The 26,091-nt window shown below is 63.0% G+C and carries 22 protein-coding genes; 9 read left to right on the top strand and 13 right to left on the bottom strand.

Annotated features, from left to right (window positions below; translation table 11 throughout):
- Positions 1-192: 192 nt before the first annotated feature.
- From AC1D0N_RS22605 to AC1D0N_RS22595, 3 genes are all read right to left on the bottom strand, one after another.
- The gene (locus tag AC1D0N_RS22605) at positions 193-2,262 is read right to left on the bottom strand and encodes a prolyl oligopeptidase family serine peptidase (protein WP_477247811.1); all 2,070 of its coding nucleotides are present in this window, start codon (positions 2,260-2,262) and stop codon (positions 193-195) included.
- A gap of 97 nt (positions 2,263-2,359) precedes the next feature.
- Positions 2,360-3,520, bottom strand: coding sequence for an MFS transporter (locus tag AC1D0N_RS22600; protein WP_477247809.1), 1,161 nt, complete (start codon positions 3,518-3,520; stop codon positions 2,360-2,362).
- A gap of 94 nt (positions 3,521-3,614) precedes the next feature.
- The gene (locus tag AC1D0N_RS22595) at positions 3,615-4,790 is read right to left on the bottom strand and encodes an MFS transporter (RefSeq protein WP_477247807.1); all 1,176 of its coding nucleotides are present in this window, start codon (positions 4,788-4,790) and stop codon (positions 3,615-3,617) included.
- Positions 4,791-5,042: 252 nt separating this feature from the next.
- Between AC1D0N_RS22595 and AC1D0N_RS22590 the strand changes: the two genes are divergently transcribed.
- The 3 genes from AC1D0N_RS22590 (at position 5,043) to AC1D0N_RS22580 (ending at position 10,640) form a co-directional block, all read left to right on the top strand.
- Positions 5,043-6,620: a trimethylamine methyltransferase family protein gene (locus AC1D0N_RS22590; protein ID WP_477247805.1), complete on the top strand. Its 1,578-nt coding sequence runs from the start codon at positions 5,043-5,045 to the stop codon at positions 6,618-6,620.
- Between the two features lie 88 nt (positions 6,621-6,708).
- Positions 6,709-9,279, top strand: a complete 2,571-nt coding sequence (locus AC1D0N_RS22585; protein WP_477247803.1) for a GcvT family protein — start codon at positions 6,709-6,711, stop codon at positions 9,277-9,279.
- A 5-nt stretch (positions 9,280-9,284) separates the two neighbouring features.
- Complete coding sequence (locus AC1D0N_RS22580) at positions 9,285-10,640, top strand: M24 family metallopeptidase (RefSeq protein WP_477247801.1); 1,356 nt, start codon at positions 9,285-9,287, stop codon at positions 10,638-10,640.
- Here the strand turns inward: AC1D0N_RS22580 and AC1D0N_RS22575 are convergent.
- Together AC1D0N_RS22575 and AC1D0N_RS22570 are read right to left on the bottom strand one after the other, a co-directional pair.
- A complete protein-coding gene (locus AC1D0N_RS22575) occupies positions 10,605-11,432 on the bottom strand; it encodes a phosphate/phosphite/phosphonate ABC transporter substrate-binding protein (RefSeq protein WP_477247799.1) in 828 nt (275 codons plus the stop codon). The genes AC1D0N_RS22580 and AC1D0N_RS22575 overlap by 36 nt on opposite strands.
- A gap of 91 nt (positions 11,433-11,523) precedes the next feature.
- The gene (locus AC1D0N_RS22570) at positions 11,524-12,534 is read right to left on the bottom strand and encodes a fatty acid desaturase (protein WP_477247797.1); all 1,011 of its coding nucleotides are present in this window, start codon (positions 12,532-12,534) and stop codon (positions 11,524-11,526) included.
- A 228-nt stretch (positions 12,535-12,762) separates the two neighbouring features.
- Here AC1D0N_RS22570 and AC1D0N_RS22565 point away from each other — a divergent pair, with 228 nt between their 5' ends.
- A complete protein-coding gene (locus AC1D0N_RS22565; RefSeq protein ID WP_477247795.1) occupies positions 12,763-13,605 on the top strand; it encodes a helix-turn-helix domain-containing protein in 843 nt (280 codons plus the stop codon).
- A gap of 89 nt (positions 13,606-13,694) precedes the next feature.
- On the top strand, positions 13,695-14,711 hold the full coding sequence (gene bmt / locus AC1D0N_RS22560; protein WP_477247792.1) for a betaine--homocysteine S-methyltransferase: 1,017 nt from the start codon (positions 13,695-13,697) through the stop codon (positions 14,709-14,711).
- Between the two features lie 8 nt (positions 14,712-14,719).
- Here bmt and AC1D0N_RS22555 read toward each other — a convergent pair whose 3' ends face one another.
- The 7 genes from AC1D0N_RS22555 to AC1D0N_RS22525 form a co-directional block, all read right to left on the bottom strand.
- Positions 14,720-15,010 carry a hypothetical protein gene (locus tag AC1D0N_RS22555; protein ID WP_477247790.1) on the bottom strand — a complete coding sequence of 97 codons (291 nt, stop codon included), beginning with the start codon at positions 15,008-15,010 and terminating at the stop codon, positions 14,720-14,722.
- A gap of 197 nt (positions 15,011-15,207) precedes the next feature.
- On the bottom strand, positions 15,208-17,307 hold the full coding sequence (locus tag AC1D0N_RS22550; protein WP_477247788.1) for a vWA domain-containing protein: 2,100 nt from the start codon (positions 17,305-17,307) through the stop codon (positions 15,208-15,210).
- A gap of 2 nt (positions 17,308-17,309) precedes the next feature.
- Complete coding sequence (locus AC1D0N_RS22545) at positions 17,310-17,870, bottom strand: RNA polymerase sigma factor (protein ID WP_477247786.1); 561 nt, start codon at positions 17,868-17,870, stop codon at positions 17,310-17,312.
- A 211-nt stretch (positions 17,871-18,081) separates the two neighbouring features.
- Positions 18,082-19,260: a BaiN/RdsA family NAD(P)/FAD-dependent oxidoreductase gene (locus AC1D0N_RS22540; protein ID WP_477247784.1), complete on the bottom strand. Its 1,179-nt coding sequence runs from the start codon at positions 19,258-19,260 to the stop codon at positions 18,082-18,084.
- 96 nt (positions 19,261-19,356) lie between these two features.
- On the bottom strand, positions 19,357-20,094 hold the full coding sequence (locus tag AC1D0N_RS22535; RefSeq protein ID WP_477247782.1) for a dienelactone hydrolase family protein: 738 nt from the start codon (positions 20,092-20,094) through the stop codon (positions 19,357-19,359).
- Between the two features lie 106 nt (positions 20,095-20,200).
- The gene (locus AC1D0N_RS22530) at positions 20,201-20,878 is read right to left on the bottom strand and encodes a hypothetical protein (protein WP_477247780.1); all 678 of its coding nucleotides are present in this window, start codon (positions 20,876-20,878) and stop codon (positions 20,201-20,203) included.
- A 96-nt stretch (positions 20,879-20,974) separates the two neighbouring features.
- Positions 20,975-22,549 (bottom strand): trimethylamine methyltransferase family protein, encoded by a 1,575-nt coding sequence (locus AC1D0N_RS22525; RefSeq protein WP_477247778.1) that lies wholly within the window; start codon positions 22,547-22,549, stop codon positions 20,975-20,977.
- A 266-nt stretch (positions 22,550-22,815) separates the two neighbouring features.
- Between AC1D0N_RS22525 and AC1D0N_RS22520 the strand changes: the two genes are divergently transcribed.
- Entirely contained in the window at positions 22,816-23,514 is a 699-nt protein-coding gene (locus AC1D0N_RS22520; protein ID WP_477247776.1) for a corrinoid protein, read from the top strand.
- Between the two features lie 89 nt (positions 23,515-23,603).
- On the opposite strand, the gene AC1D0N_RS22515 is transcribed toward AC1D0N_RS22520, so the two are convergent.
- A complete protein-coding gene (locus AC1D0N_RS22515) occupies positions 23,604-23,744 on the bottom strand; it encodes an EncA/B family entericidin (protein ID WP_477247774.1) in 141 nt (46 codons plus the stop codon).
- A gap of 65 nt (positions 23,745-23,809) precedes the next feature.
- Between AC1D0N_RS22515 and AC1D0N_RS22510 the strand changes: the two genes are divergently transcribed.
- From AC1D0N_RS22510 to AC1D0N_RS22500, 3 genes are all read left to right on the top strand, one after another.
- Positions 23,810-24,439: a DUF1638 domain-containing protein gene (locus tag AC1D0N_RS22510; protein WP_477247772.1), complete on the top strand. Its 630-nt coding sequence runs from the start codon at positions 23,810-23,812 to the stop codon at positions 24,437-24,439.
- 115 nt (positions 24,440-24,554) lie between these two features.
- Complete coding sequence (locus tag AC1D0N_RS22505) at positions 24,555-25,130, top strand: DUF4893 domain-containing protein (protein ID WP_477247770.1); 576 nt, start codon at positions 24,555-24,557, stop codon at positions 25,128-25,130.
- Positions 25,131-25,221: 91 nt separating this feature from the next.
- Entirely contained in the window at positions 25,222-26,004 is a 783-nt protein-coding gene (locus AC1D0N_RS22500; protein WP_477247769.1) for a formyl transferase, read from the top strand.
- Positions 26,005-26,091 lie beyond the last annotated feature (87 nt).

The following is a 26,091-nucleotide window of genomic DNA, read 5'->3' as shown; positions in this document are numbered from 1 at the left end:
TGAACCAATCCGGCTAGTGCCGGGGCGGATTCTTCAGAGGCAGGCAGGGGGCGAATAGCCAATGCGGGCGCACAGCCGCAGAAGCTCGGCTCGCAGCGTGCGCGGCGACGGCGTCACCGCCCCCCCAAATGCGCAGACCAATGTCACTACCGGAGCCATGAAAGGCACCTTAGGCCGTCTGAAGCCCTCAGTTCAAGTCGTACTGCTCAGCGCCCGCTGCAGGAAGACATACTTCATCGCCGCCTGTGCCGCCTGCGGCCGGCGATCACCGCGCCCGCCATGGCCGCCCTCGGTTTCCTCGAAGAACAGCGTCATGTCGTGACCGGCAGCCTGCAGGCGAGCCGCCATCTTGCGCGCGTGGCCGGGGTGAACGCGGTCGTCGGCGGTCGACGTGGTCAGCAGGACCGGCGGATAGGCCGCATCGGCGGAGACGTGCTGATAGGGCGAATAGGCGGCAAGCCAGACCGCCTCTTCCGGTTTCGCCGGGTCGCCATACTCGGCCATCCAGGAGGCGCCGGGCGGCAATTCGGTGTAGCGCAGCATGTCGAGCAGCGGCACGTCGATGATCACGGCGCCGAACAGTTCCGGGTGCTGCGTCAGCGAGACGCCGGTCAGCAGACCGCCATTCGAGCCGCCCTGGATGCCGAGCGTCGCCGGCGTGGCGATGCCGCGCTTCACCAGATCCTGCGCCACCGCGGCGAAATCGTCGAAGGCGTTCTGCCGGTTGGCCTTCAGCGCCGCCTGGTGCCAGTTCGGGCCGAACTCGCCGCCGCCGCGGATATTGGCCTGCACATAGGCATTGCCCTTCTCCAGCCACAGCCTGCCGCGCACGCCGGCATAGCCGGGCAGCAGTGGCACTTCGAAACCGCCATAGCCGTAGAGCAGCGTCGGCACCGGACCGTCCTGGTCGCGCCGCCTGACGACGAAATACGGAATCTCGGTGCCGTCCTTCGAGCGTGCCTCGAACTGTTCCGAGATCAGCGGCGAAGCGTCGAACCGCGCCGGCTGCGCCTTCACCGTCGTCAGCGTCTCGCCATTGTCATCGGACCAGATGATCGAGCTCGGCGTCAGGAAATCGGTGAAGGAGAAGGAGACGCTGGCGCCAAAATGCTCGGCATGGCTGATGCCGACATTGCCGTTCTCAGGCAACGCCAAGGCCTTCAGCGACCAACCATCGGTGGTTCGCTCGCAAACGACGACCTTGCCGCGCACATTGTCCATCAGATTGATGAACAGGCGGTCCTGCGTGCGCGTGATGCCGGCGATGGAGACGCGATGCGCCGGCTTGAGCAGGGTTTCGACAGGCCCGAACGCACCCGTTTCGATCCAGCGCCCGAAATCCAGCGAATAGAGGCCATCCGGTTGGCACGACGTGCCGTCCGGCGCCGTCCACGCGGTGCGCACGCCAAAGACAAGCTGACCTCTAAAGAGCGCTGTGTCGGTGGCGTCGTCCGGCAGCGGGATGCGGCGGTTTTCACCGGAGGCCAAGCGCAGAAAGCTGTGCGAAGCGAAGAAGTCGAGCGTTCGGGCCAGAAAGACATGCCGCTTGTCGCCATCGAATTCGACGGCGCCACCGGCGGCGAGATCTTCCTTCTGCGCCTCGAAGATCGGCGCCGCATCTTCCAGCCTGGTGCCGCGCGTCCACAGCTTGATCACGCGCGGATAGCCGGATTCCGTCTTGTCGGCCTCTTCGAATGCCGCCGAAACGATGACCGTGTCCTTGTCCAGCCAGCCGAAGCCTGACTTCGAAGCGGGTGCGCGAAAACCATCCTCGACAAACGACTTGGTCGCAATGTCGAATTCGCGCATCTCGCTGGCATCGCCACCATCCGGCGACATCGCCACCAGGCAAAGATTGAAGTCGGGGTAGAGACGGCTGGCGCCGCTGAACACCCAATTCACCCCCTCCTTGGCCGACAGCACGTCGAAGTCGATGATCGTTTCCCATTCCGGCTTCTCGGTCTTGTAGGAAGCGACGCCCGTGCGCCGCCACAGGCCGAGCACATTGGTCTTGTCCTGCCAGAAATTGTAGACATGGCCGTTAAGTGCGGCACCGACGGCGATGTTGTCTTCGGCCGTCATCAGGTCTAGCGCGGTTTCGAACGACGTCTGGTAGGACGGATCGCCCTGCAATTCGCCGACCGTAAGCTCGTTCTGACGATGCACCCAGTCGAGCGATTCCTTGCTGGTCCGATCCTCCAGCCAAAGGAACTTGTCCTCGGCGGCGGCTTCAGTCTGGCGTTTTGTCGTCGATTGGGTCACGCGTGGTCTCCAAGCTATTGTCTGGCGGCCCTGCCTACATCGCGTCGTAGGCGGCTTTATTCAAGATGGTGACGCCAGGTCATCAGGTAGCTTTGCCTCACGCCATCCGGCGACGCAGAACCGTGGCAACCGCCAGGGCCAGGCAAATCGCCCCCAGCGTGATCGGCAACCCGCCGGCGCCGAGAATGTCCATGGCGCTGCCCGCCAGCGGCGGAACAGCCATGCCGCCGACGCCCCACATCAGCGAGAAGGCAGCGTTGCCGGCGACCAGTGTCGAACCGGTGAAGCGCTCGCCAAGCTCGATGATCGACATCGTATAGATGCCGTAGGAAACGGCGCCCCAGATGAAGACGCCTGTCCAGATCAGCGGCGTCTCGATCAGCAGCGGCAACAGCGCACATCCGAGCATCGTCAGCGACACGCAAATAAGGCGTACCAGGCGCGCGGATAATTTTTCGGCCAGCAGGCCAAGCGGCACCTGCATGGCGATGTTGCCGGCGATCATCGCCGACAGCAGCGCCGACATGCGGGCCTCGGCGATGCCGTAATGCGCTCCATAGACCGGCAGCAGCGCCAGCACGCCCTGTTCGAAACCGGCGGCCACGACAACCGCGGATACCAGCAGCCAGGCCTTCGGTACGAAGCCCATCACCGAAACCCGGTGCCCGGCCTCGTCGACCTTCGGCAGGCGTCGCAACACCAGCGCCAGGCAGAAGCCGCAAAAGACGAAGGCGGCCATGCCCACCAGAAATGGCGGCCACCCTTCGGTGCCGACGGCAAGCAGGCAAAGCGGGCCGGCCGCGAACCCCGCTGAAATGACCGTCGAATACACCCCCATCACGCGACCGCGGCGCGCCGGCGGCGCCAGCGCGATCATCCAGATCTCGCTCAACACATAGAGAGGATTGGTCACCACGCCGATCAGGAAGCGCAGTGGAAACCACAAATAGAAATTTTGTGTCCAGCCGATCAGCGCCAGCACGATTGCCGAGAGCGCGGCACAGGTGAGCGCGGTGCGCCCTGCCCCGAACCGGCGCGCCAGTGCCGGGATCGACGGTGACGACAGGATGAAGCCGACGGGCGTCATTGCCGCCGACACGCCGATCATCGCCGGCGAAACGCCCTGGCGCTGCAGGATGAAGCTCAACAGTGGAAAGCTCAGCCCTTGCGCGATGGCGAACACCGACACGGTCGCGATCACGCCGGTGATCGCCGCCCATTGCATGGTTTCGTCGCTGTTCGATTCCGCCAGAGCCATGATCCTTACCCACTATCGCGACTCAGGATTAACGTTCGGTTCCAGCGCGGGAAGTCCCATGCCTGCCGAAACCGCTTGCTCCGGCCAACGGATGTCAGGAGGCGCGGCGCACGGACGAGCGGTAGAGCGCGAACGTCACCAGCAAAATGTCGAGGCCGCCGATCACCACCGGCAAGCCCAGCGGGCCGATGAACTGCATCAGCGTGCCGGCGCCAGGCGGGCCGACGATGCCGCCGGCGCCCCACATCAGCGCGAAGGCGGCATTGCCGGCCACAAGTGCTGTTCCCTTGAACCGGGTGCCGAGCTCGACCAGCGCCATCGTGTAGACGCCATAACCGACCGCGCCCATGACCAGAAGCACGAGCCAGATCGCCGGCGTCGTGATCAGCAGCGGCAGCAGAGCCGCGCAAACTGCCGTCGCCAGCGCACAGAAGATGATCATCGCCCGGCCGCCGAAACGTTCAGCCAGCAGACCGAGCGGGATTTGCAGGAAGATGTTGCCCAGCGACAACGCCATCACCAAAGCGGCCAGCACCCTTTCAGGCAAGCCATAGGCAGAGCCGAAGACCGGCATCAGGGCATAGGTGCCCTGCTGGACCGCCGCCGAAACCAGCACCGCAAACAGCAGCGCCGGCGCCAGCCTGGCAAAACCGAAAAAGCCACCGGAAGACTGTCCGTCATCCTCGAAGCCGGCAAGGCTTGATGAAACGCTGCGCAGGATGGCCGCGCACAGTGTAAAGCCGCCGATGCCGACCAGGAAAGGTATCCAGCCCGCCGTGCCGACCGCGGTCAGCACCAAAGGTCCGGCCGCATAGCCGGCGCCGAGCACGGTGTTGAACGCGCCCATCACCCTGCCGCGGCGCGACGGCGGCGCCAGCGACAGCGCCCAGACTTCGCCAAGGATATAGAGCGGGTTGATGACGACGCCGATGACGAAGCGGATGGCGAACCAAGCCACCCAGTCCTGCAGGTAGCCGATGCCGAGGAAACACAGCGCCCCGATCAGCGAGCAACCGACGGCCAGTGTGCGGGCGCCGACCAGCCGCACGGCGCCGGGCACGAACGAGGCCGAAAGGATCAGGCCAAGCGGCATCATGGCCGCCGACAGGCCGATCAGCGCCGGCGACATGCCTTGCTTCTGCATCAGCAGCGTGAACAACGGCGAGCTCAACCCCTGCGCCGCGCCGAACATGGCCAGCGCCGCGGTGACGCCGGCAAGTGCCGCCCATTGCGTTGCCGCTTCGCCATCGTTCGAGCCGGTCGCGGCCATTCTGTCATCCGTGTGAGTTGCCGGCCGCACGGCCAGCCAACCACCCAGCTACCGGTTCGATTCCCGGAAAGGAAGGGCCGGACAACGAAATCCGCTTGCGCCAAGCCGCTGGTGGTGCCGGTGCCGCGACGATCCCGCCGGCTGCCGTACCGGCATGTCGCTTCCCTCGCCCTAGTGGTCGCCGCCTCCGCAATGGCTGGACAGCCGGCGGTCCATATTGCAGCCGCACTGTCGCAGCGTACGAGGCCATCCATGACCGCCGCCCTTCATCCCGCCGAACCGGCATTGGCAACCGACCGTGCCCGTCGCGGCGGGCGCGCGGGCAAGCGCGCCGGCGGCTCGGCGGCGTTCGAGCAGCCAGCCTTCCGCCAGCTGAAAAACCCGCTGACGCCGACCAAGCTGGTCTCGGACGACGAACTGGAATCGATCCACCTTGCCTCGCTGCGCGTGCTCCGGGAAATCGGCGTCGACGTGCTGCATGACGAGGCCCGGCGCATCATGAAGGCGCATGGCGCCGATGTCCGTGACGGCAGCGAGCGGGTGCGCTTCGACAGCGACATGATCCTCGACCTTGTCTCGAACTGCCCGACGGAATTCACCGTCCATGCCCGCAATCCGGCGCACAATGTGCGTTTCGGCGGCAACAATGTGATCATTTCGATGATGGCGTCGGCGCCCAACTGCTCCGACATCGATGGCGGCCGCCGGCCGGGCAACCAGCAGGATTACCGCAACTTCCTCAAGCTTGCGCAGATGCACAACATCCTGAACTGCACCGGCGGCTATCCGGTCGAGCCGACCGATATCCATCCGTCGGTCCGCCACCTCGAATGCATCCGCGATCTCAGCGTGCTCACCGACAAGGTGTTCCACATCTATTCGCTCGGCAAGGAGCGCAATGTCGACGGCATCGAGATCGCCAGGATCGCGCGCGGCATCAGCCACGAGCAGATGCTGGAAGAGCCGTCGGTCTTCACCATCATCAACACCAATTCGCCGCTCAAGCTTGACGTGCCGATGATGGAAGGCATCATCCAGATGTCGAGCAAGGGCCAGGTCGTTGTCGTCACGCCGTTCACCCTGTCGGGCGCCATGGCGCCGGTCACTATCGCCGGCGCGCTGGTGCAGCAGAATGCCGAGGCGCTGTCCGGCATTGCCTTTGCCCAGATGGTGCGCAAGGGCGCGCCCGTCGGCTATGGCGGCTTTACCTCCAACGTCGACATGAAGTCCGGTTCACCAGCCTTCGGCACGCCGGAATATATGAAGGCGCAGCTGGTCGGCGGCCAACTCGCCCGCCGCTACAACATCCCCTACCGCACCTCCAACACCTGCGCCGCCAACACGGTCGACGCGCAAGCCGCCTATGAAAGCGTGTTCTCGCTATGGGGCGCCATCCAGGGCGGCGGCAATCTGATGATGCATGCGGCCGGCTGGCTCGAAGGCGGCCTGCGCTGCTCCTACGAAAAGACCATCGTCGACATCGACCTGCTGCAGATGGTGGCCGAATTCCTGACCCCGCTCGACCTTTCCGAAGAGGCGCTCGGCTTCGATGCCATCAAGTCGGTCGGCCCCGGCGGCCATTTCTTCGGCACCCAGCACACGCAGGACCGCTACAAGACCGCGTTTTATTCGCCGATCATTTCCGACTGGCGCAATTTCGAAACCTGGGCGGAAGCAGGCTCACCGACGGCGATCGAAAAGGCCAACCGCGTCTGGAAGGAACGGCTGGCATCCTATGAAGAGCCCTACATGGACCCGGCCATCCGCGAAGAGCTCAACGCCTTCGTCGCCAAGCGCCGCTCCGAAGGCGGCGCGCCGACCGATTTTTGACCAACGCGCAGCGACGGGTTTGACTCCGGCGCTGCTCGCCGCTGACCAAAACATCTGATTCAGTTTACGCAAAAACGGACTTATCTTCATGAAATCTCATGCAAAAGCGGTTGTCATCGGCGGCGGTGTGGTCGGTTGCTCGGTGCTCTATCACCTGGCCAAGGCCGGCTGGACCGACATCATGCTGATCGAGCGCTCGGAGCTGACCTCCGGCTCGTCCTGGCATGCGGCTGGTGGCTTCCACACGCTGAACGGCGATCCCAACGTCGCCAAGCTGCAGGCCTATACGGTGCAGCTCTACAAGGAGATCGAGGAACTCTCCGGCCAATCCTGCTCGCTGCATCTGACCGGCGGCGTGATGATGGCCGACACGCCGGAGCGCATGGACTTCCTGCGCCTTGCCCACGCCAAGGGCCGCTACCTCGGCATGGACACCGAGCTGATCACGCCTTCGGAAGCCAAGGCGATGTTCCCGCTCATGGACGAGACCAATTTCGTCGGCGCCATGTGGGATCCGGTCGAAGGCCATCTCGACCCGTCCGGCACCACCCACGCCTACGCCAAGGCCGCCAGGAAGCTCGGCGCCGAGATCGTATTGCGCAACCGCGTCGTCGAGTTGACGCAGGAGGTCGACGGCACCTGGAACGTCGTCACCGAGCAAGGCACTGTGAAGGCCGAGCATGTCGTCAACTGCGGCGGCCTGTGGGCGCGTGAAATCGGCCGCATGGTCGGCGTCGAGCTGCCGGTGCTGGCCATGGAGCACATGTATCTTTTGACCGAACCGATGCCGGAGGTCGAGGAATTCAACAAGTCGACCGGCCGCGAGATGATCGGCGTGCTCGACTTCAAGGGCGAGATCTACACCCGCCAGGAGCGTAACGGCATCCTGCTCGGCACCTATGAAAAGGCCTGCAAGCCGTGGTCGCCGGTCAACACGCCGTGGGATTTCGGCCATGAACTGCTGCAGCCCGACATCGACCGCATAGCGCCATCGCTGGAAATCGGCTTCAAGCATTTCCCCGGCATCGAGAAGGCCGGCATCAAGCAGATCATCAACGGCCCCTTCACCTTCGCGCTCGACGGCAACCCGCTGGTCGGCCCTGTGCAGGGCCTGACCAATTTCTGGTGCGCCTGCGCCGTCATGGCCGGCTTCAGCCAGGGCGGCGGCGTTGGTCTGGCGCTGTCGAACTGGATGGTCAATGGCGATCCGGGCTTCGACGTCTGGGGCATGGACGTGGCGCGTTTCGGCGAATGGGCGGGCTTGCGCTACACCAACGCCAAGGTGCGCGAAAACTACTCTCGCCGCTTCTCGATCCGCTTCCCCAACGAGGAACTGCCGGCCGCGCGTCCGGCGCAGACGACGCCGCTCTACGATACGATGCTGGCCAACAACGCCGTGATGGGCGACTCGTGGGGGCTTGAGACGCCGCTCTGGTTCGCGCCGAAAGGCAAGGAAGCGAAGGACATCGTCTCCTTCCATCGCTCCAACGATTTTGGACCGATCGGCGAGGAAGTGCGCGCCACCCGCGAAAAGGTCGGCGTCACCGAGATCGCCAACTTCGCCAAATACGAAGTGTCGGGCCCGGGATCGGAGGATTTCCTCAACCGTCTGATGACCAATCGGATGCCGAAGACCGGCCGCATCGTGCTGACGCCGATGCTGAACGAATTCGGCCGGCTGATCGGCGACTTCACCATCGCCAAGGCAGGCGAAGACCGCTTCATGATCTGGGGCTCATCGGCGGCGCAAAAGTACCACATGCGCTGGTTCGAAAAGCATTTGCCGAAGGACGGATCGGTGCGCATCCATCGCTTCGACCAGACGCTGGTCGGCCTGTCGATCGCCGGCCCGAAATCGCGCGACCTCTTGCAAAAGCTGGTCGATGTCGACATCTCGACCAAGGCGTTTCGCTTCATGGATTTCCGCGAGATGGCGGTCGGCGGCGCGCCTTGCCTGGTCAACCGCATCACCTACACCGGCGACCTCGGCTACGAGATCTGGATGGCGCCCGCCTATCAGCGTCTGGTCTACAAAGCGATCAAAGATGCCGGCGAGGAATTCGGCCTGGTCGATTTCGGCATGCGCGCTCTGCTGTCGATGCGCTTGGAAAAGAACTTTCCGACCTGGTTCCGCGAGTTGCGGCCGATCTACGGACCCTATGAAGGGGCGATGGATCGGTTCATCAAGCTCGAGAAGAACGATTTCATCGGCCGCGAGGCTGCCGCCAAGGAACAGGCGGAAGGGCCGAAACTGCGTCGTGTCTCCTTCATCGTCGATGCCGCCGACGCCGACGTGATGGGCGACGAGCCGATCTGGGCCAAGGTCAGCAAGGATTACGGTACGGTGGAAAAGCCGCATGGCTACGGCGCGCCGCGCTTCGACACGTCAGGCAAGGAAATCCGCGGTTCCAAGGCTGCTCAAGGCGCATCCGCCGTGCGCGGCATCGTCGACGGCGACTGGCGCGTGGTCGGCTGGGTGACCTCGGGTGGCTACGCACACTACGTTCAGAAGTCGATGGCGCAAGGGTATGTGCCGGCAGCGCTGGCTGAGAACGAGACCGCCGGCCTGTTCGAGATCGAAATCCTCGGCCACCGGCGCCCGGCCCGCATCAATGTCGAGCCGCCCTTTGATCCGAGCGGCGACAAGATGCGGACTTAAGCGTCATGCACAGCGAGGCACCAAAGGGGAGCTTCGGCCGCCATCGCAAGATCATGCCGTTTGTATCAGGCTCGATCGAGGCCTTGCGCGAGGACTCCCGCCAGAAGGCCGCATCGCTGAACCAGCATGTGCTGGGCTATGGCGCGCAAGCGGAAGCTGAATGGGCCGCGGCGGGCATTGCCGCTCCCGATCTGCCGGCGATGCGAAAGTACCGGCTGGAGCGCATCCGCGCCGAGCTGAAACGGCGTGGCTATGCCGGCGCCCTGCTCTACGACCCTGTCAACATCCGCTACGCCACCGACAGCACCAACATGCAGCTATGGGTGGCGCACAACCCGACGCGGCATTGTTTCGTCGCCACCGAAGGGCCGGTGGTGCTGTTCGACTATTTCTCCTGTGAGCACCTGTCCGATCATTCCGGCGTCGTCGACGAGGTACGGCCGGCTGTGTCGTGGATGTATCTCTACAGCGGCGAGTTGACCGAGCAGAAAGTCCGCCGCTGGGCCGCCGGCATCGCCGATCTGGTCAAGGAGCATGGCGGCGGCAACAGCCGCATTGCCGTCGATCACATCAATCCGGAAGGTGTCGAGGAACTGGCTCGCATTGGTGTTTCGATCGGCAATGGCGAAGCGGTGATGGAAAATGCCCGGCTGATCAAATCGCCGGATGAAATCCTCGCCATGCGCCGCGCCATCGTCGCTTGCGAAGCGGCAATGGGCGAGATGGAGAAGACGCTAAAGCCGGGCATCTCCGAGAACGAACTGTGGGCGGAGCTGCACCGCGGCAACATCGCGCGCGGCGGCGAGTGGATCGAAACCCGGCTCTTGTCGTCAGGCCCGCGCACCAACCCGTGGTTCCAGGAATGCTCCGCGCGGAAAATCGAGGCCGGCGATCTCGTCGCTTTCGACACCGACCTGATTGGCCCCTACGGTTTTTGCGCCGATCTGTCGCGCACCTGGCTTTGCGGCGACGCGAAACCGTCCAACGAGCAGCGCGACCTCTTCCGCATCGCCGCCGACCAGATCGCCCACAACACCGCCCTGATGCAGCCGGGCATTTCCTTCCGCGACCTTGTCGAACGCTCGGCGGTGCCGCCGGGCGATTGCTTCCCGACGCGTTACGGCGTGCTCTATCACGGCGTCGGACTGGCCGACGAATATCCGACGCTGCCGCATTCCAGCGACTGGACCGACGATACGCCTGACGGCATACTCGAGCCGGGCATGGTGCTGTGTGTAGAAAGCTATGTCGGCAGGCTTGGCGGGCGCGAGGGCGTCAAGATCGAGGAGCAGATCCTGATCACCGAAACCGGCAACGAGCAGCTTTCAACCTACAAGCTGGATGCGAGGCTGCTCGGCTAGGCCGGCAAGCGCTTCACGCATTGCCCTGACAGTCTTTTCCGCCGTCGTTGCTGCAGTAATGAACGGCAGACCCTTGCGCCGTCCGGTCCAGCCGACGACCCTCACCTTCTGCGCGGCAGGCTCAAAACGCTGGGCCAGCGCCCAGCTCTGGCAGTCGATGGCCGCGACATCCGCCTTGCCCGCGGCGATGGCGACGATGGAACTGCGGTGCCCGCCGCTTTCGCTGCGTGACGCAAAGATGTCCAGACTTTCTCCCATCGCTTCCAGATCGCGCTTCAGTCCGAGGAAGCCCGACATTGAACCGGTGTCGTTGAAGATGAAACGCTTGCCCCGCAGGAGGTCGAGCGGGATCAGCGGACTGCCGTCATCCGGCGACACAACCGATGCCCCGCCATCAGCGCGCATCACCAGCGCGCTCGAATAGAGTTCACCCTGCCCGCCCTCATAGGCGTCGTAGCTTGGCTGCCCGACCACCTGCACATGCCTGGACAGGCCAAGTTCCATCGGTCCCCAGCATGTCTGGGCGAAGAGCAGCGCCGGATGCAGCCAAAGCTTGTGATAGTCGAGTTCGTCCGGCGGCAGGGTCACCGGATCGGGCGCGATCAATGCTCCGGCAGCATCATGAATACCGCCTGGCACCGGCGGCAGGTCGCCATTGACGCGAGCCAGGCTTTCCGGCGCGTCGATGCCCTTTTGCCGAAAGGCCTCGCGCAATCGTGCCCATTGCGCATCGACCTCGCCGCGCACTTCGGGCCAGTCATACATAGGCAACGCCGCAACCAATTCACTCATGCCGACACTCAATCATCATGTCTCAGGAAAGGATCGCAAAAACGCGGCATCCAATCAGAATTGGCCGACACGGAATCCGGATGCCCCGGAATTATTCCTTGGGCGGCTCGGCGGGAACCGGGGCACTGCCAAGTCCGCCGATGCTGCGCGCCCTGACGCGCGGCTTGAATGCCCTGCCCGGCTCTGGCGCGCGCCGCAGCACCGGATGGACGATCGGCTCCTTCGCCTTGAAGGCGTAAGCCCTGATCAGCGCAAAATAGTTCGGATAGGCGTAGCCATTGTTCATCCGCAGCCATTCCTCACGGCGGTCGCGAAACAGCTTTGGCAGCCGGTACCAGGCGACCGTCGGGCTCTTGTGGTGGACGAAGTGCAGATTGTTGTTGAGGAACAGGAAGGACAGCGGCGAGCGCTCGACGATCACCGTGCGTCCCTCGGGATGCTCCGACCACTGATGCTCGGCAAAGGTGCGGATCGAAATCAGCGACTGGCCGAGCCACACTGGCACCAGAATGTAGAGCCATACCGGAATGCCAAAGCCGAACTGCACGATCGGCAGCACGATGGCGAGGCCGATGGCGTGCAGTAGCCAGGCCTTGCGGATCGTCTTGTCGCCGGCAGCCATCTGCTTGGCGTCGTCGATGAAAAAGCCGACGCAGGACAGCCACGGCCCAAGCACAAAACGGCCGGCCATGGTGTTGTTGATCTTCAGCAGGAATTTCATCAGCGGCGGCAAATCATCATGCTGCCAGAGCGCCTGGTAGTAGCTCTCGGGATCATCCAGCGGATCGGTCAGCCGTTCGTCGGCGTGGTGGCGCAGATGAATGGTCTTGAAGCGGCGGAACGGCCAGACCAGCCCGATCGGCAGGAAGACGAACGCTTCGTTGAGCTGCGCATTGCGGGTGGGATGACCATGCAACACTTCGTGCATGATCGAGGATTGCAGTGCGGCGGTGACGGCCAGAATGGCAAGCGCCAAAAGCGGATACGAAGGCCAGATCAAAAAGCCGGTGACGAGCCATAGTGTGTAACAGAAGAAAGCGAGAACCACGGTCGGCCATTCGATGGCCGGAGCGCCGCTTCGTCTTTTACCCATGCTCGTCATGCGATCGACCACTGCCTTTCAGTCGTCGGAACCATTTTGATTCCTGACAGCATTGTGTCAGGAGCCTCGGGTTGCCGCAACGCGACAAAGCGCACAAACTGTTGCGATTGCGCATTTTAAGCCGCATATGTTATCTATTGTGAACAACCTTAGGGATTCATTTACGCCTGAGGCGCGGTCTCGGCAGCTTCGGCGCAAATTTTTCCTCCAACCGCTGGAGCAAAGCGCATGGACAAGCGCGACCTGTCGACTATCTTTCGCGAACGCCTGAAGATGCTCCTGACAAGGTCGGACCTGAACCAGTCGGCCTTCGCGGCCGCCGTCGGCATCGACCGCTCGGCGCTATCGCAGCTCCTGTCGGGTGCTTCGACCCGCCTGCCCCGCGCCGAAACGCTGCTCAACATCGCCGCCGAGTTCAAAGTGTCGCTCGACTGGCTGCTTGGGCTGAGCCAGGACGAAGGCGTCACCGGCGAAATCCGGGAGAGCCTGGAGATCGAGGAAGCCACCGGTGGCTTCGACCGCACCTTGCTGGCCAGATGGCATTCGGAGGCCGCCGGCACGAAAATCCGCTACGTGCCGGCCGGCATTCCCGACCTTTTGCGCACCGAGGCGCTGGTCGAATATGAAGCCGGCATCACCAACAAGAGCCGCGAGGCGCAGGCCGGCGAAACGCAATACCGCATCGACTACAACCGGCGGCCGGAAACCGACATGGAAGTCTGCATGCCGCGCCACACGTTGGAGATCTTTGCGCGCGGGCTGGGTGTGTGGGACCGTTTCCCGGAGGCAGACCGTCACCAGCAGCTTCTGCACATGGCAACGCTGCTCGACGACCTCTACCCCACCTTCCGCCTGTTCCTCTATGATGGGCGCATGCGCTATTCGATCCCCTACACGATCTTCGGTCCGTATCGCGCGGCGATCTATGTCGGCGACATGTATCTGGTGCTCAATGCCACCCAGCCGATCCAGACGCTGACCCGCCATTTCGACAATCTGATCCGCGCCGCCGACATCAATGCGCATGAAGCCGCCGGCTTCGCGCACAAGCTCGCCGAAATGCGATTTTGACCACCGTTTGCGCCGGCCGACATTGACTAGACATAAAGAGTTCTTTATATCCTTATCTCAATAGAGATGTCCGGAAGGCGTATTCCATCATGACCAACCCGATTGACGCGCTGCTTGCCGAAAAGGGCATTCTGCTGGCCGATGGCGCCACCGGCACCAATCTGTTCGCCATGGGCCTCGAGGCCGGCGAAGCGCCCGAGCTGCTGAACGAGACCGCACCCGACACCATCACCAGCCTGCACCAGAATTTCGTCGACGCCGGCGCCGATATCATCCTGACCAATTCCTTCGGCGGCACCCGCCACCGGCTGAAGCTGCATCATGCGCAGGACCGCGTGCATGCGCTGAACAAGCGCGCCGCCGAGATCGCCCGCGCCGTCGCCGACAAGGCCGGCCGCAAGGTGATCGTGGCCGGCTCGGTCGGGCCGACCGGCGAATTGCTGGTGCCGCTCGGCGCCATGACCTATGACGAGGCGGTCGATGCCTTTGCCGAACAGATCGAGGGCTTGAAGGAAGGCGGCGCCGAAGTTGCCTGGATCGAGACCATGTCGGCGCCGGACGAAATCCGCGCTGCCGCCGAAGCCGCTATCCGCGTTGGCCTGCCCTACACCTACACCGGTTCGTTCGACACCGCCGGCCGCACCATGATGGGGCTGCTGCCAAAGGATATCCACGGCGTCGTCGATGGGCTTTCGCAACGCCCGCTCGGTGTCGGCGCCAATTGCGGTGTCGGCGCGTCCGATATCCTGGCCTCGCTGCTCGACATGACCGAGGCGAAGCCGGAGGCGACGGTCATCGTCAAGGGCAATTGCGGCATTCCGGAATTTCGCGGCACCGAGATCCACTATTCCGGCACACCGGAGCTGATGGCCGACTATGTCAGGCTTGCCGTCGATGCTGGCGCCAAAATCGTCGGCGGCTGCTGCGGCACGTCGTTCCAGCACCTTGCCGCCATGCGCAAGGCGCTCGACGCACACACCAAGGCGGATCGGCCGACTGTTGCGGCGATCGTCGAGCGCATCGGCCCGATGCGCAACAAGGTGGCGACGGAAAACACTGCCGAGACCAGCGAAGCCCGCCGCGAACGGCGCCGCAGCCGGGCCTGATATTTCGGTTATTCGCTGTTTTCGGCGTAGCGCGACAGCGCCGTGTTGATATCGGTGGCGGCGCTGTTGGCACCGCCGCCCATCGTCACCAACGCACCCGATGTGCCGGGATCGGTGATCTGCTCGAGCATGACGCGGAAGCGGTCGTTGTTCAGCGCCGACATCGCGGTTTTGCGAGCCGCGTTGACGTCGTCCATGATGCGCCTGGATTCCGATGAAGGCGTCTGCGATGCCGTCGGGCTGGGTGCCTGCACGTCCCTGGCCGTCGGCGTCGGGTTCGTAATGTTCCTGATCAGCAATTCCGGCCCCCTCAAGCCCAAACGTGACTTGTTAGATAGCAAGAGGAAATTGCGATCGCGTACCGGAAATGTCGCGCAATTTAACGATCTCGAAAAAAGGCCGGCAAGGTTTCCCTCGCCGGCCTGCCTCACCCGCCCATAGGCCGGTTTCTCGTGTCAGAACGATCCCATCTGAAAGAAACCGGCCGTCATCGCCACTACCGGTTACCGCCGAGCGCCGAGGCAAGGCGCACAAGCGAAAGGAACTCAGACCTGTACCCAAACGGGTCGGCTCCTCGGGCAGCAGTGGCAATCTCCATGATCTTGTCGTAACCGAACTTCGCGGTCGCATCCTCGTCGCGCAGCTTCTGGCCGAAGGCGGCGACAGCGATGGAGAACCGCTGGTCGGTGCTGGCCTGGTCGAAGGACTCGACCTCGTTGGCGGACGTGACCGGCGTGGTGATCAGCTTCGAGATGTCCTCGTTGGGCAGCTTGTAGCGGATCTTGACGAACGCATACTCGTCCGCATTGGCGACACCGCCATTGTTCACCGTCGCCTGGCCATAGCGCAGCGGGTCGATCTGCTCGCCGCCACTGCCCTTGGGCGTGATCTCGTAGATCGCGGTGACCGAATGGCCGGAGCCAATATCGCCGGCATCGACGCGGTCATTGTTGAAATCTTCGCGATTGAGCGCCCGGGTCTCATAGCCGATCAGGCGATATTCAGAGACCTTGTCCGGGTTGAACTCGACCTGGATCTTCACGTCCTTGGCGATGGTGAACAGCGTCGACGACGCATCCTCGACCAGCACCTTTTCGGCCTCGGCCAGTGTGTCGATATAGGCGGCGGTGCCGTTGCCGTTCTGGGCGATGGTCTGCATCATCTGGTCGTTCAGATTGCCGCGGCCGAAACCGAACACCGACAGGAACACGCCGGTCTTGCGCTCGCTCTCGATCAACCGCTTCAGGTCGTCATCATCAGTCTGGCCGACATTGAAGTCGCCGTCGGTGGCCAGCATCACACGGTTGACGCCGTCCTTGACGAAGGATTGCTGGGCAAGCTTGTAGGCTTCCTTGATGCCTGCCTCGCCGGCCGTCGAGCCACCAGGCGACAGATTGTCGATGGCGTTGAGGATCTTGTCCTTCTCGGTGACCTTGGTCGGCATCAGCACGGTGCCGGCCTCACCCGCATAGGTGACGATCGAGATGGTGTCGTCCGCCCTAAGTTTGCTGACCAGCAGCCGGAACGCCGACTTGAGAAGCGGCAGCTTGTCCGGCTCGTCCATCGAGCCCGAGACGTCGATCAGGAACACCAGATTGGCCTTGGGCTGCTCGACCGGCTTGACGTCGAAACCCTTGATGGCGACGTGCATAAGCTTGGTGTGTGTGTTCCACGGCGTCGGCATGACGCTGACCGTCGAGTTGAACGGCGTCGATGCCGTATCAGGACCCTTCCAGTCATAGGGGAAGTAATTCACCATCTCCTCGACGCGCACCGTGTCGGCCTGAGGCAGGTAGCCCTGCTTCAGCGAACTGCGCACGAAGGAATAGGAAGCCGTGTCGACGTCGATCGAGAAGGTCGAGACCGGATCCTCGAGTGCTGCATGCACCGGATTGGTCTTGAAATCCTCGACGCGGTCGCGGTTTTCCTCTTGCGGCAGCAACTGGTCGGCCGGCGCGGTCGAAGGCTGCTGCACCATCAGCTTGGATTCAGCCGTTGTGCCAACCCGCGCCGCGTCTGACCTTGGCGCAGCTGCACCACCATCCAGCGCGAACTCGCCGCTGGGTGCAGGCGCCGGCTCGGACACGACACCACGCGACAGTGCGTCCTGCTGCGCCAGGCCGCTGGCTACGGTCGACTCGGATTTCGGCGGCGAGGCTGGTTTCTCGAGCGCCACGCTGACGTCACGGCTTTCGGTGTCGGCGTCGGCCTTCTTCTGCTTGTCGCCCTCGGCAACAGGCACCGGTTTGACCGTCGTGGGTTTGTCGGCCAGCGTCTCGGTGATCTTCTCGTCCCCGGCAAATTTGGAAGGCTGCTCCTGCAGCATATGGAAGGTGGCGTATCCGGCGATCGGCAGGGCGACGAGCCCGGCAATGGCCGGCGTGGCGTAGAGTTTCTTTTGCATGATCTCGCTCCAGAGCTTTTGTGCTCGCTCTGTGAGACGAAGCCCGGCAGCCGATCCTTGGGCGGCGGGAGAAGTTTTTTCGTCCATGTCGTAGGCGCGCATGGCGGCGGTGAAGGCGCGGGCCTTCGCGTCGCTGTCCGGCGCCGGCACTGCTGCGTCGCGCAGCCTGTTGAGTTCCTTGTCGTCGACCATGGTCACACTTCCCCGGCTGCGCGCATGAGCACTTTCAGCCGTTTCTTCGCTTCATGGATGTGCCAGGAAACCGTCGTCTCCGAGATTGCCATCGCCTCGGCGGCGGCCGCGTGGCTCAAGCCTTCGCCATAGACCAGCAGCACCGCGTCGCGCTGCTTGTCCGGCAGCTTTCGCACCGCCGCCCACAGAGCCTCAGTGGGATCTTCGGGCTCGGCCGGGGCCTCGCCCGATATCATGCTGTAGGCGCCATAGGCCTCGGTCTTGACGTTTTCGCGCGTGGTCTTGCGCATCATGTCGCGCGCCGCGTTCAGCGTCATGGTGTAGAGCCATGTCGTGAAGGCGCCGCTGCCGTGATAGTCGCGGATCGCCCGGCCGAGCCGGACGCAGACTTCCTGGGCGATATCCTCGGCGTCGGCCTTCTTTCCGCACCAGCGATAGGCGGCGCGATAGACAAAGTTGTAGTGCCTTTCGAGCAATTTGCCGAAGGCACCCCTGTCTCCGCCCTTCGCCCGCCCGATCAGATCGGCGTCGGAGGCATCGCTTTCATCCAGCATCATCGCCATCATTTGCCTGTTGGACGAAGGCTAATGGCCAATCCTTGGGGTTATGGAAAGATTTTTTTCGGATTGGCTCTTCCGAACCTCAGGCGTGTTGAGATTCGGGTCGGGCCGAGCCGAGGATGCTGGGTTCCGAGAACCGGAGCGGAGTGTACTTCAGTACGTGAGCATCAGAAGTGCAGGAGGCCATGGCTCGCAGGCCGGCCTCACCTGAATATCAACACACCTGCCCCGCGACCCAGCCCGACGACCACGCCCATTGGAAATTGTAGCCGCCGAGCCAACCCGTGACATCGACGACTTCGCCGATAAAAAACAGGCCCGGCACGGATTTCGCCTGCATCGTCTTCTGGTCCAGCGCGTTGGTGTCGACGCCGCCAAGCGTCACTTCGGCGGTGCGATAGCCCTCCGAGCCGGCTGGCCTAATACGCCAGTCGTTGACGGCGGCTTCTACGGTTTTCATCTGCAGGTCTGTCAGGTCGGCGAGATTGCCGTCGGTCCCCGTGCGCTCGGCGACTGCCTGCGCAAGGCGCTTCGGCAGATGGTTTGCCAGCACCGTCTGCACCGCTTGCCTGCCGTTGACGCGCCTGGCGGCGCGAAGCAGCTCGGCCACATCCACCCCCGGCAGCATGGCGATGCGGATCTCATCGCCCTCGCGCCAATAGGACGATATCTGCAGGATGGAAGGCCCGCTTAAGCCGCGATGGGTGAACAGCATCGCCTCGGAAAACCGCGTCTTGCCGCAAGCGATCTCGGCGTCGACGGCATTGCCGGCCAAAGGCGCCAGCCGCTCCAGCGTCCTTGCGTCGAAGGTAAGCGGCACCAAAGCCGGGCGGGTTTCGACCACGGCCACGCCGAACCGCGCCGCCAGTTCGTAACCAAAGCCAGTCGCGCCCATTTTGGGGATCGACTTGCCGCCGCAAGCTACGACCAGCGACCGGCACGCGACCGTGCCGGTGGAGAGCGCCAGGACAAACCCTTCCGCAGTCTTGTCGACATCCCGAACCTCGGTCGACAGCACCAATTCCACGCCCCGGTCCTGCATTTCCGAAACCAGCATGTCGATGATCAGGCGCGCCGAGCCATCGCAGAAAAGCTGTCCCAGCGTCTTCTCATGATAGGCGATGCCGTGCCGTTCGACGAGCCCAATGAAGTCGCGCTGCGTGTAGCGGCTGAGCGCCGAGATACAGAAATGCGGATTGTCCGAGAGAAAATTCTTCGGGCTCGTATGGATGTTGGTGAAATTGCACCGGCCACCGCCGGAGATGCGGATTTTTTCGCCGGGCTTTGCCGCGTGATCGAGCACCAGAACCGAACGGCCGCGCTTGCCTGCCTCGATGGCGCACATCATTCCGGCAGCGCCGGCGCCGATCACTACGACATCATAGGATTGCATTAGGCTAGTCGTTCCCGCTCGACCGGCGCCATCTTGCAGGCCGCGCCGACTGTTCTGCCTCTAGCGCGTCAGGCAACCAAGGGGCAAGACCAACAGTCAGGCCAGCGTTTCCGCAAAAAACGTCGTCAATCGCTTCCAGTGGCGCTCGGCGCCGGTGGCGTTGAAGACACTGTGATCCGACACGCACCAGCCATGCGCCATGCCGGCATAGTTCTCGATGGCGTGGTCGACTTCCGCCACGCGCAGCGCCTCGGCCAGTCGCGCCGACTGCTCCGGCGGAAAGCTGCGGTCGACGCCGGCAACGCCGACATAGACGCGCGCCTTGATCGAGTCTGCCTTGCGGTGCGGGCTGTCGGCATTGTCGCCAGCCAGATTGCCGCCATGGAAGCTGGCCGCGGCGACGATGCGATCGGGATAGGTCGCGGCAGCATTCAACGCCCGCGCGCCGCCCATGCAATAGCCGACGACGCCGACCGGCCCGGTGACGCCTTCAGCAGCGAGCGCATCGAGAAAGGCGCCGCTGTCGTTGATGGTCATGTCCTGCGTCGTGCCGTGGACCAACGCCATCAGCGCAGCTTTCGTCTCCTCCACGACGAAAGCGGTCTTGGCATCGAACGGCCCGTACGGCGCGTTGCGGTAGAAAAGGTCCGGCACCAGCACCGCATAACCCTCGCCTGCAAGCCTTTCCGCCATTGCATCGAGCGCCGGTCGTGGGCCAAAAGCGTCCATATAGAGAATGATACCAGCCTTGGCCGGGGACGAGATCGCCGAACGGAACAGCCCGGCCTTTGCCACGCCGTCCTCGGTCTTGATCTCAATGTCCTGCTTCGCCATGGCCCGCTCCGTTGCCCGTCGCGCGATACATATCCACAGGCGTCGTCAGGGCAAGCCGTTCCCTGACAGTTGCGTTCAACATTTTGTGCGGGCGTTCAACGCCCCGCTAGAGGTCGGCAAAGCTCGCCATGTGAAAGGCCTGAACCCAAGAGGGATAGCGATGGGCCGTGCCATAGGGACAGGCGTTGCGGTCGAGGCAGCCGCCGCTGCGGCATGGTTCGCCGTCTTGCCCACGCACATGCGCCAGGCACGCCTCATAGGCGAATCCTTCGAGAGAATAGGCGTCGACCGGACATGATTTCAGGCAAGGTTTTTCGAGACATGCGTCGCAAAGGTGAATCACCTCGCGAGGTTCTGGAAGCGCGATCTCATCCTCGAACAGCAATGCACCGCGATAGGCATGCCAGAGCCCGTATTGCGGATGCATGAGGATACCGAGCGGCGACGGTTTCAATCCCTCGGCCCGCATCGCCCATTGCTGGAACGGCAGATATGGCCTGTCGGACGGCGAAACGGCGCGCGCCCCGAATTTTTCCGCCACCGCACCGATCACTTCGCGTGACCACGTATCGAGCGGATTGGCGATGGCCTCTGGTTGGTTCGCCCGCCAGCGCAGGAAATGCGGCCATGGCGCAGCGCCCACCTGCCCGACCAGCAGCACGGATCTGACGGCAGCGCCGGAGAGGCCGGTTGGCAACGTTTCGCCTGAAGCGAAGTTGAAGCCGCCGCGCAGGATAAGGCCGTGGGCGGCAAGCGCCGTCGCTATTTCCTCCACGGCGCGCAAACATCATCCCTTCTTGTCCGGGTCGGAGAAGGCGCTCCGCCAGACTTCCTTGTGGATGATGTTGGCGACTTTAGCCCCGCCTGACTCGGGCTCCTTTCAAGTGAAGGCGTCAGCCATCGACGCCTTCTTCGTCGCGATGTAGTCCTTCAGCCCATCGTCGATGCCCGGATCGAGATATGGCGCTTCATAGGTCTCCAGCCAGCGGCGGGCGAGTTCGTTGGCGCGCTGCGGCGCCGTCTTTTCACCCTCGGCCAGCCACTGCTCGTAGGAATTGTTGTCGGCAATGTTGGAGCGGTAGAAGGCGGTCTGGAAATTGGCCTGGGTGTGATCGCAGCCGAGATAGTGGCTGCCTGGACCGACCTGGCGGATGGCATCCATCGCCTGGCCGTTTTCCGAGAGGTCGACGCCTTCGGAGAACTTTTGCGTCATGCCGAGCTGGTCGATGTCCATCATGAACTTTTCGTAGCAGGAGGCGAGCCCGCCTTCGAGCCAGCCGGCGGAGTGCAGCACGAAATTGGTGCCGGCCAGGATGGTCGAGTTCAGCGTGTTGGCGCTCTCATAGGCCGCCTGCGCATCCGGGATCTTCGAGGCGCAGAGCGAGCCGCCGGTGCGGAACGGCAGGCCAAGCCGGCGGGCAAGCTGTGCCGCACCGTAAGACACCAGCGATGGTTCGGGCGTGCCGAAGGTTGGAGCGCCCGACTGCATCGAGATCGACGAGGCAAACGTTCCGAACAGCACCGGTGCGCCCGGCCGGATCAGCTGCGTGAACGATGCACCCGCCAGCACTTCGGCCAGAACCTGCGTCAGCGTGCCGGCGACCGTCACCGGGCTCATCGCACCGGCGAGGATGAACGGGGTGACGATGCAGGCCTGGTTGTGACGCGAATAAACTTTCAGCGCCCCCAACATGGTTTCATCGAACACCATCGGCGAGTTGGCGTTGATCAGGCTGGTCAGCACCGTGTTGTTTTCGACAAAGTCGTCGCCGAACACGATCTTGGCCATGGCGACGGTGTCTTCGGCGCGCTCCGGTGCGGTCACCGAGCCCATGAACGGCTTGTCCGAATATTTGATGTGGCTGTAGATCATGTCGAGGTGGCGCTTGTTGACCGGCACGTCGACCGGCTCGCACACCGTGCCGCCCGAATGGTGGATCGACGGCGCCATATAGGCGAGCTTCACGAAATTGCGGAAATCCTCGATCGTCGCGTAGCGCCTGACGCCATCGAGGTCGCGCACGAAGGGCGGGCCGTAGACCGGCGCAAAGACGGTGGCGTTGCCGCCGATCTGCACTGAGCGCTCGGCGTTGCGGGCATGCTGGGTGTAGATGGGCGGAGCGGTCTTCAGCAGCGAGCGGCAAAGGCCCTTGGGAAAGTGCACACGCTCGCCCTTGACGTCGGCGCCGGCCTCTTTCCAGAGCTGCAGCGCCTCGGCGTCGTCGCGAAAGATGATGCCAATCTCTTCGAGCACCGTGTCGGTGTTCTTCTCGATCAGCGCCAGGCCTTCCTCGTTCAGCACCTCATAGACGTTGATCTTGCGCTTGATATAGGTGAGCTGGGTGCCGGGGCCGCCGCCCGAACGCGCCGCGCGCCTTGCAGCAGCGCCGCCGCTGGCAGCGCGTCCGCGCCGTGCGTTTGACGCTTCCTGATCGACTGGCGCGTTCTCACTCATGATCGTTCTTCCCTGAAACCTTGAAAACTTGTTGCGGCCGCGTCCTGCAGCTTCTCGCCGGATCGTAGCCATGCACCCTATTCGAAACGGCCCGCCAGCGCCAACGCCTGTCGCAAAATCGACAAGAAAACCAATAGATTTCCAGTCGCTTTCCTTTTGCGGGAAGTCGCAAATCAGCTATGGCTCGATGCCCGTAGCGGGTTAGGTATTGAAATGATATTTGAGGCCTCGCAATTGCATCCGCGTGGCAGGGAGCTGAATCAAAAATGGCCGACGACGAGATCATCCTTTCCGAGCTTTCCGACGACGAGTTGGTGCAGCAGATGCACGACGACCTCTATGACGGGTTGAAGGAAGAGATCGAGGAAGGCACCAACATCCTGCTCGAGCGCGGCTGGGTGCCTTACAAGGTGCTGACCGAGGCACTGGTCGAAGGCATGCGCATCGTCGGCGAGGATTTTCGCGACGGCATCCTGTTCGTTCCCGAAGTGCTGCTCTCCGCCAACGCGATGAAGGCCGGCATGTTCATCCTGCGGCCGCTGCTCGCCGCCACCGGCGCGCCGAAGCAGGGCAAGATGGTGATCGGCACCGTCAAGGGCGACATCCACGACATCGGCAAGAACCTCGTCGGCATGATGATGGAGGGTGCGGGCTTCGACGTCATCGACCTCGGCATCAACAATGCGGTCGAAAAATACCTCGACGCCATCGAAAAGCACCAGCCCGACATCATCGGCATGTCGGCGCTGCTGACCACGACCATGCCCTACATGAAAGTCGTCATCGACACGATGAAGGAAAAGGGCATTCGCGACGACTATGTCGTGCTGGTTGGCGGCGCGCCGCTCAACGAGGAATTCGGCAAGGCCGTCGGCGCCGATGCCTATTGCCGCGACGCGGCCGTGGCAGTCGAAACCGCCAAGGACTACATGAAGCGCAAGCACAACGTCCGCGCTTCAGCCTGATCTCTACGCAAGGCGTCTGGCCAACAAAAAAGCCGCGCCTTGCAGCGCGGCTTTTTTGTTCCCAGATGATGGAGAAGGCTGCGCGCAGATCAGGGTTTGGTGACGGTGTCCTCGACCGCCTTGGCCGTCGATTTGACATCCCTGCCAACGCCACGGACAGTGTTCGCGCATGCCGTAAGGGCAAGGGCGCAGGCAAGGACGGCAAACGGCGCGATGCGTAGCAGTTTCATGGACGGTGTCTCCCTCAACAGATAAATTAGCCCCAGAGCAACGAAGGCCGGTTCAACAAGGTTCCATGGCCAAGACACAAAAAACGAAACCGAATCAAGACGACAGGCTGCTCGTCATCGCCTGCGGGATGATTGCGCGCGAAGTTTTGGCCGTCAAGGAACAGCTGGGGCTCGATCACCTCGAATTGACGTGCCTGCCGGCGGAGTTCCATTTCTACCCGGATCGCATCGCGCCAGCCATGGACAAGGCGATCGAGAAAGCCAAGGCCGAAGGCTATACCAACATCTTCGTCGGCTATGCCGATTGCGGCACCGGCGGCCTGCTCGACCGCGTGCTGGAGAAACACGGCGTCGAGCGGATGGCCGGGCCGCACTGCTTTGCCTTCTACCAGGGCATGGATGCCTATGCGAAGATCGCCGACGACGACATGATGTCGTTCTACATGACCGACTTCCTGTGCCGGCAGTTCGACGCCTTCTTCATGAAGCCGCTCGGCCTCGACAAGCACCCGGAGTTGATCAAGGACTATTTCGGCAACTACGAGAAGCTCGTCTATATCGCCCAGACCGACGATCCGGAACTCGACAAGGTTGCCGAGAAAGCCGCCAAAATGCTCGGCCTCGCCTATGAGCGCCGCTCGACCGGCTATGGCGACCTGACGGCGGGACTTGCGCAAGCCGCCGCACACGCCTGAGGCAATTCTTCGGCCGCAACGCCGTCAAGCATGGATGACAGGCCGCCGCGATCGGGTAAGTTGTGCCCCCAGACGCAAACAAAGCTGCTCCAGCCAGCGACGAGGAAAGCCACCGATGGTCATCCGTCCCCTGCTTGCCGTTCTCGGCCTGCTCTCCTTCGCCCTGCCCGCCTACGCCGACGGCGAGGTGCAGAAGCTGATCACCCCCGCCGACAAGGTGCGGCTCGACAAATATGGTGAGACGCGCAAGGCAGCTCTCGATGAAGCCAAGGCCGGCGATCCCGCCGACGTCAAGCAGCTCGACGCCCTGCTGGCAAAGCCCTTCGTCGCCTTTTCCGACAAGGACCTGACCGGCAACTGGAAATGCCGCACCATCAAGGCCGGCGGCCTGGGCCCGCTCGTCATCTATGGCTGGTTCAAATGTAGGGTGACCGACGACGGCTCCGGCTGGCGATTGGAAAAGGTGAGCGGTTCGCAGCGCACCAAGGGCCGCTTCTTCGACGACGGTGAAAAACGCGCCATCTATCTCGGCTCGCTCTCGGTCAACGACGATCCGGCAAAGCCCTATGGCAGCGGCCCGCAAAGCGACCAGGTCGGCTACGCCTTCCGCAACAGCGCCAGCGAATGGCGCATCGAATTCCCGGCGCCCTACTACGAATCGAAGCTCGACATCATGGAATTCAAACGCTGAACCCCTGATCACCAAGGATTAACCCGGCCGACCTAGCATCCCGAACTTCTGGCCGGTATCCGGCTGCATCTTTCCAGGCACGTCGCGAACCATGGAATCCCAGAACTCAATTGCGCGCCCGATCGTCGTCGTCACCGAAGGCGGCCCGCATATCTGGGCCATCATCAATGCCATCGCCGACAAGCTCGGTCCTGTCAGTGTCATCCTCGAAAGCCCTGAATCCAAAAAGAAATTGCTGCTCGGCCGCGCCCGCCGCCAGGGCTGGCTTCTAGCCATCGGACAGCTTGGCACGATGGTGCTGACGCGGCTCGGCAAGCGGTTTTTCGCCGGCCACGCGACACGGTTGATTGCCCAACAGAAGCTGCAGACCGAACCGAAGCCGGGACAAATGATCGTCCATGTCCCCTCGGCCAACGCGCCGGAGTGTTTGCAGGCGATCGAGAAAATCCAGCCGGGCGTCGTCCTGCTCGCCGGCTGCCGCCTGCTTTCGAAGCAGACGCTGGCAAAAATTCCGTGCCCGGTGCTCAACTACCACGCCGGCATCGCACCGAAATATCGCGGCATGAATGGCGGCTATTGGGCGCTGGCCTCGGGCGACGCGCAAAACTTCGGCACCACCGTGCATCTGGTCGATGCCGGCGTCGACACCGGCGGCGTGCTGCGGCAGGCGCGCGGCAAAGCCGAGCCTGGCGACACCATTTCAAGCTATGCGCTGCGCCAGGCAGCGTTCTCGCGCGAGGTCTGCGTCGAGGCGGTCCGCGATGCGCTGGCGGGAAAACTTGCCATCTCGGATCCCGGCCTGCCCTCCAAGCAATGGTATCATCCGACGATCTGGTTCTATCTCTGGACCGGCGTCAAAAGCGGCGTCTGGTAGGCCGGCCATCCCAAGGATTTTCGCCTTTCTTTTTGCGACCGCCAATAGCGTCGCTTTTGAATGCGCGCGCGTCGTCCCATAACAAGC

The sequence above is a fragment of the Mesorhizobium sp. P2_E10 genome, from assembly GCF_056404235.1.
This window is presented reverse-complemented; position numbering and strand designations above follow the sequence as displayed.

Bases quoted from the DNA above. Each gene is read 5' to 3' on its own strand.
- AC1D0N_RS22600 (WP_477247809.1), bottom strand. From the start codon at position 3,520: ATGGCTCTGGCGGAATCGAACAGCGACGAAACCATGCAATGGGCGGCG.
- AC1D0N_RS22550 (WP_477247788.1), bottom strand. From the start codon at position 17,307: ATGGTCGACGACAAGGAACTCAACAGGCTGCGCGACGCAGCAGTGCCG.
- AC1D0N_RS22565 (WP_477247795.1), top strand. From the start codon at position 12,763: ATGGACAAGCGCGACCTGTCGACTATCTTTCGCGAACGCCTGAAGATG.
- AC1D0N_RS22595 (WP_477247807.1), bottom strand. From the start codon at position 4,790: ATGGCCGCGACCGGCTCGAACGATGGCGAAGCGGCAACGCAATGGGCG.
- AC1D0N_RS22580 (WP_477247801.1), top strand. From the start codon at position 9,285: ATGCACAGCGAGGCACCAAAGGGGAGCTTCGGCCGCCATCGCAAGATC.
- AC1D0N_RS22545 (WP_477247786.1), bottom strand. From the start codon at position 17,870: ATGGCGATGATGCTGGATGAAAGCGATGCCTCCGACGCCGATCTGATC.
- AC1D0N_RS22505 (WP_477247770.1), top strand. From the start codon at position 24,555: ATGGTCATCCGTCCCCTGCTTGCCGTTCTCGGCCTGCTCTCCTTCGCC.
- AC1D0N_RS22515 (WP_477247774.1), bottom strand. From the start codon at position 23,744: ATGAAACTGCTACGCATCGCGCCGTTTGCCGTCCTTGCCTGCGCCCTT.
- AC1D0N_RS22510 (WP_477247772.1), top strand. From the start codon at position 23,810: ATGGCCAAGACACAAAAAACGAAACCGAATCAAGACGACAGGCTGCTC.
- AC1D0N_RS22525 (WP_477247778.1), bottom strand. From the start codon at position 22,549: ATGAGTGAGAACGCGCCAGTCGATCAGGAAGCGTCAAACGCACGGCGC.
- AC1D0N_RS22570 (WP_477247797.1), bottom strand. From the start codon at position 12,534: ATGACGAGCATGGGTAAAAGACGAAGCGGCGCTCCGGCCATCGAATGG.
- AC1D0N_RS22535 (WP_477247782.1), bottom strand. From the start codon at position 20,094: ATGGCGAAGCAGGACATTGAGATCAAGACCGAGGACGGCGTGGCAAAG.
- AC1D0N_RS22575 (WP_477247799.1), bottom strand. From the start codon at position 11,432: ATGAGTGAATTGGTTGCGGCGTTGCCTATGTATGACTGGCCCGAAGTG.
- AC1D0N_RS22540 (WP_477247784.1), bottom strand. From the start codon at position 19,260: ATGCAATCCTATGATGTCGTAGTGATCGGCGCCGGCGCTGCCGGAATG.
- AC1D0N_RS22500 (WP_477247769.1), top strand. From the start codon at position 25,222: ATGGAATCCCAGAACTCAATTGCGCGCCCGATCGTCGTCGTCACCGAA.
- AC1D0N_RS22520 (WP_477247776.1), top strand. From the start codon at position 22,816: ATGGCCGACGACGAGATCATCCTTTCCGAGCTTTCCGACGACGAGTTG.
- bmt (WP_477247792.1), top strand. From the start codon at position 13,695: ATGACCAACCCGATTGACGCGCTGCTTGCCGAAAAGGGCATTCTGCTG.
- AC1D0N_RS22585 (WP_477247803.1), top strand. From the start codon at position 6,709: ATGAAATCTCATGCAAAAGCGGTTGTCATCGGCGGCGGTGTGGTCGGT.
- AC1D0N_RS22590 (WP_477247805.1), top strand. From the start codon at position 5,043: ATGACCGCCGCCCTTCATCCCGCCGAACCGGCATTGGCAACCGACCGT.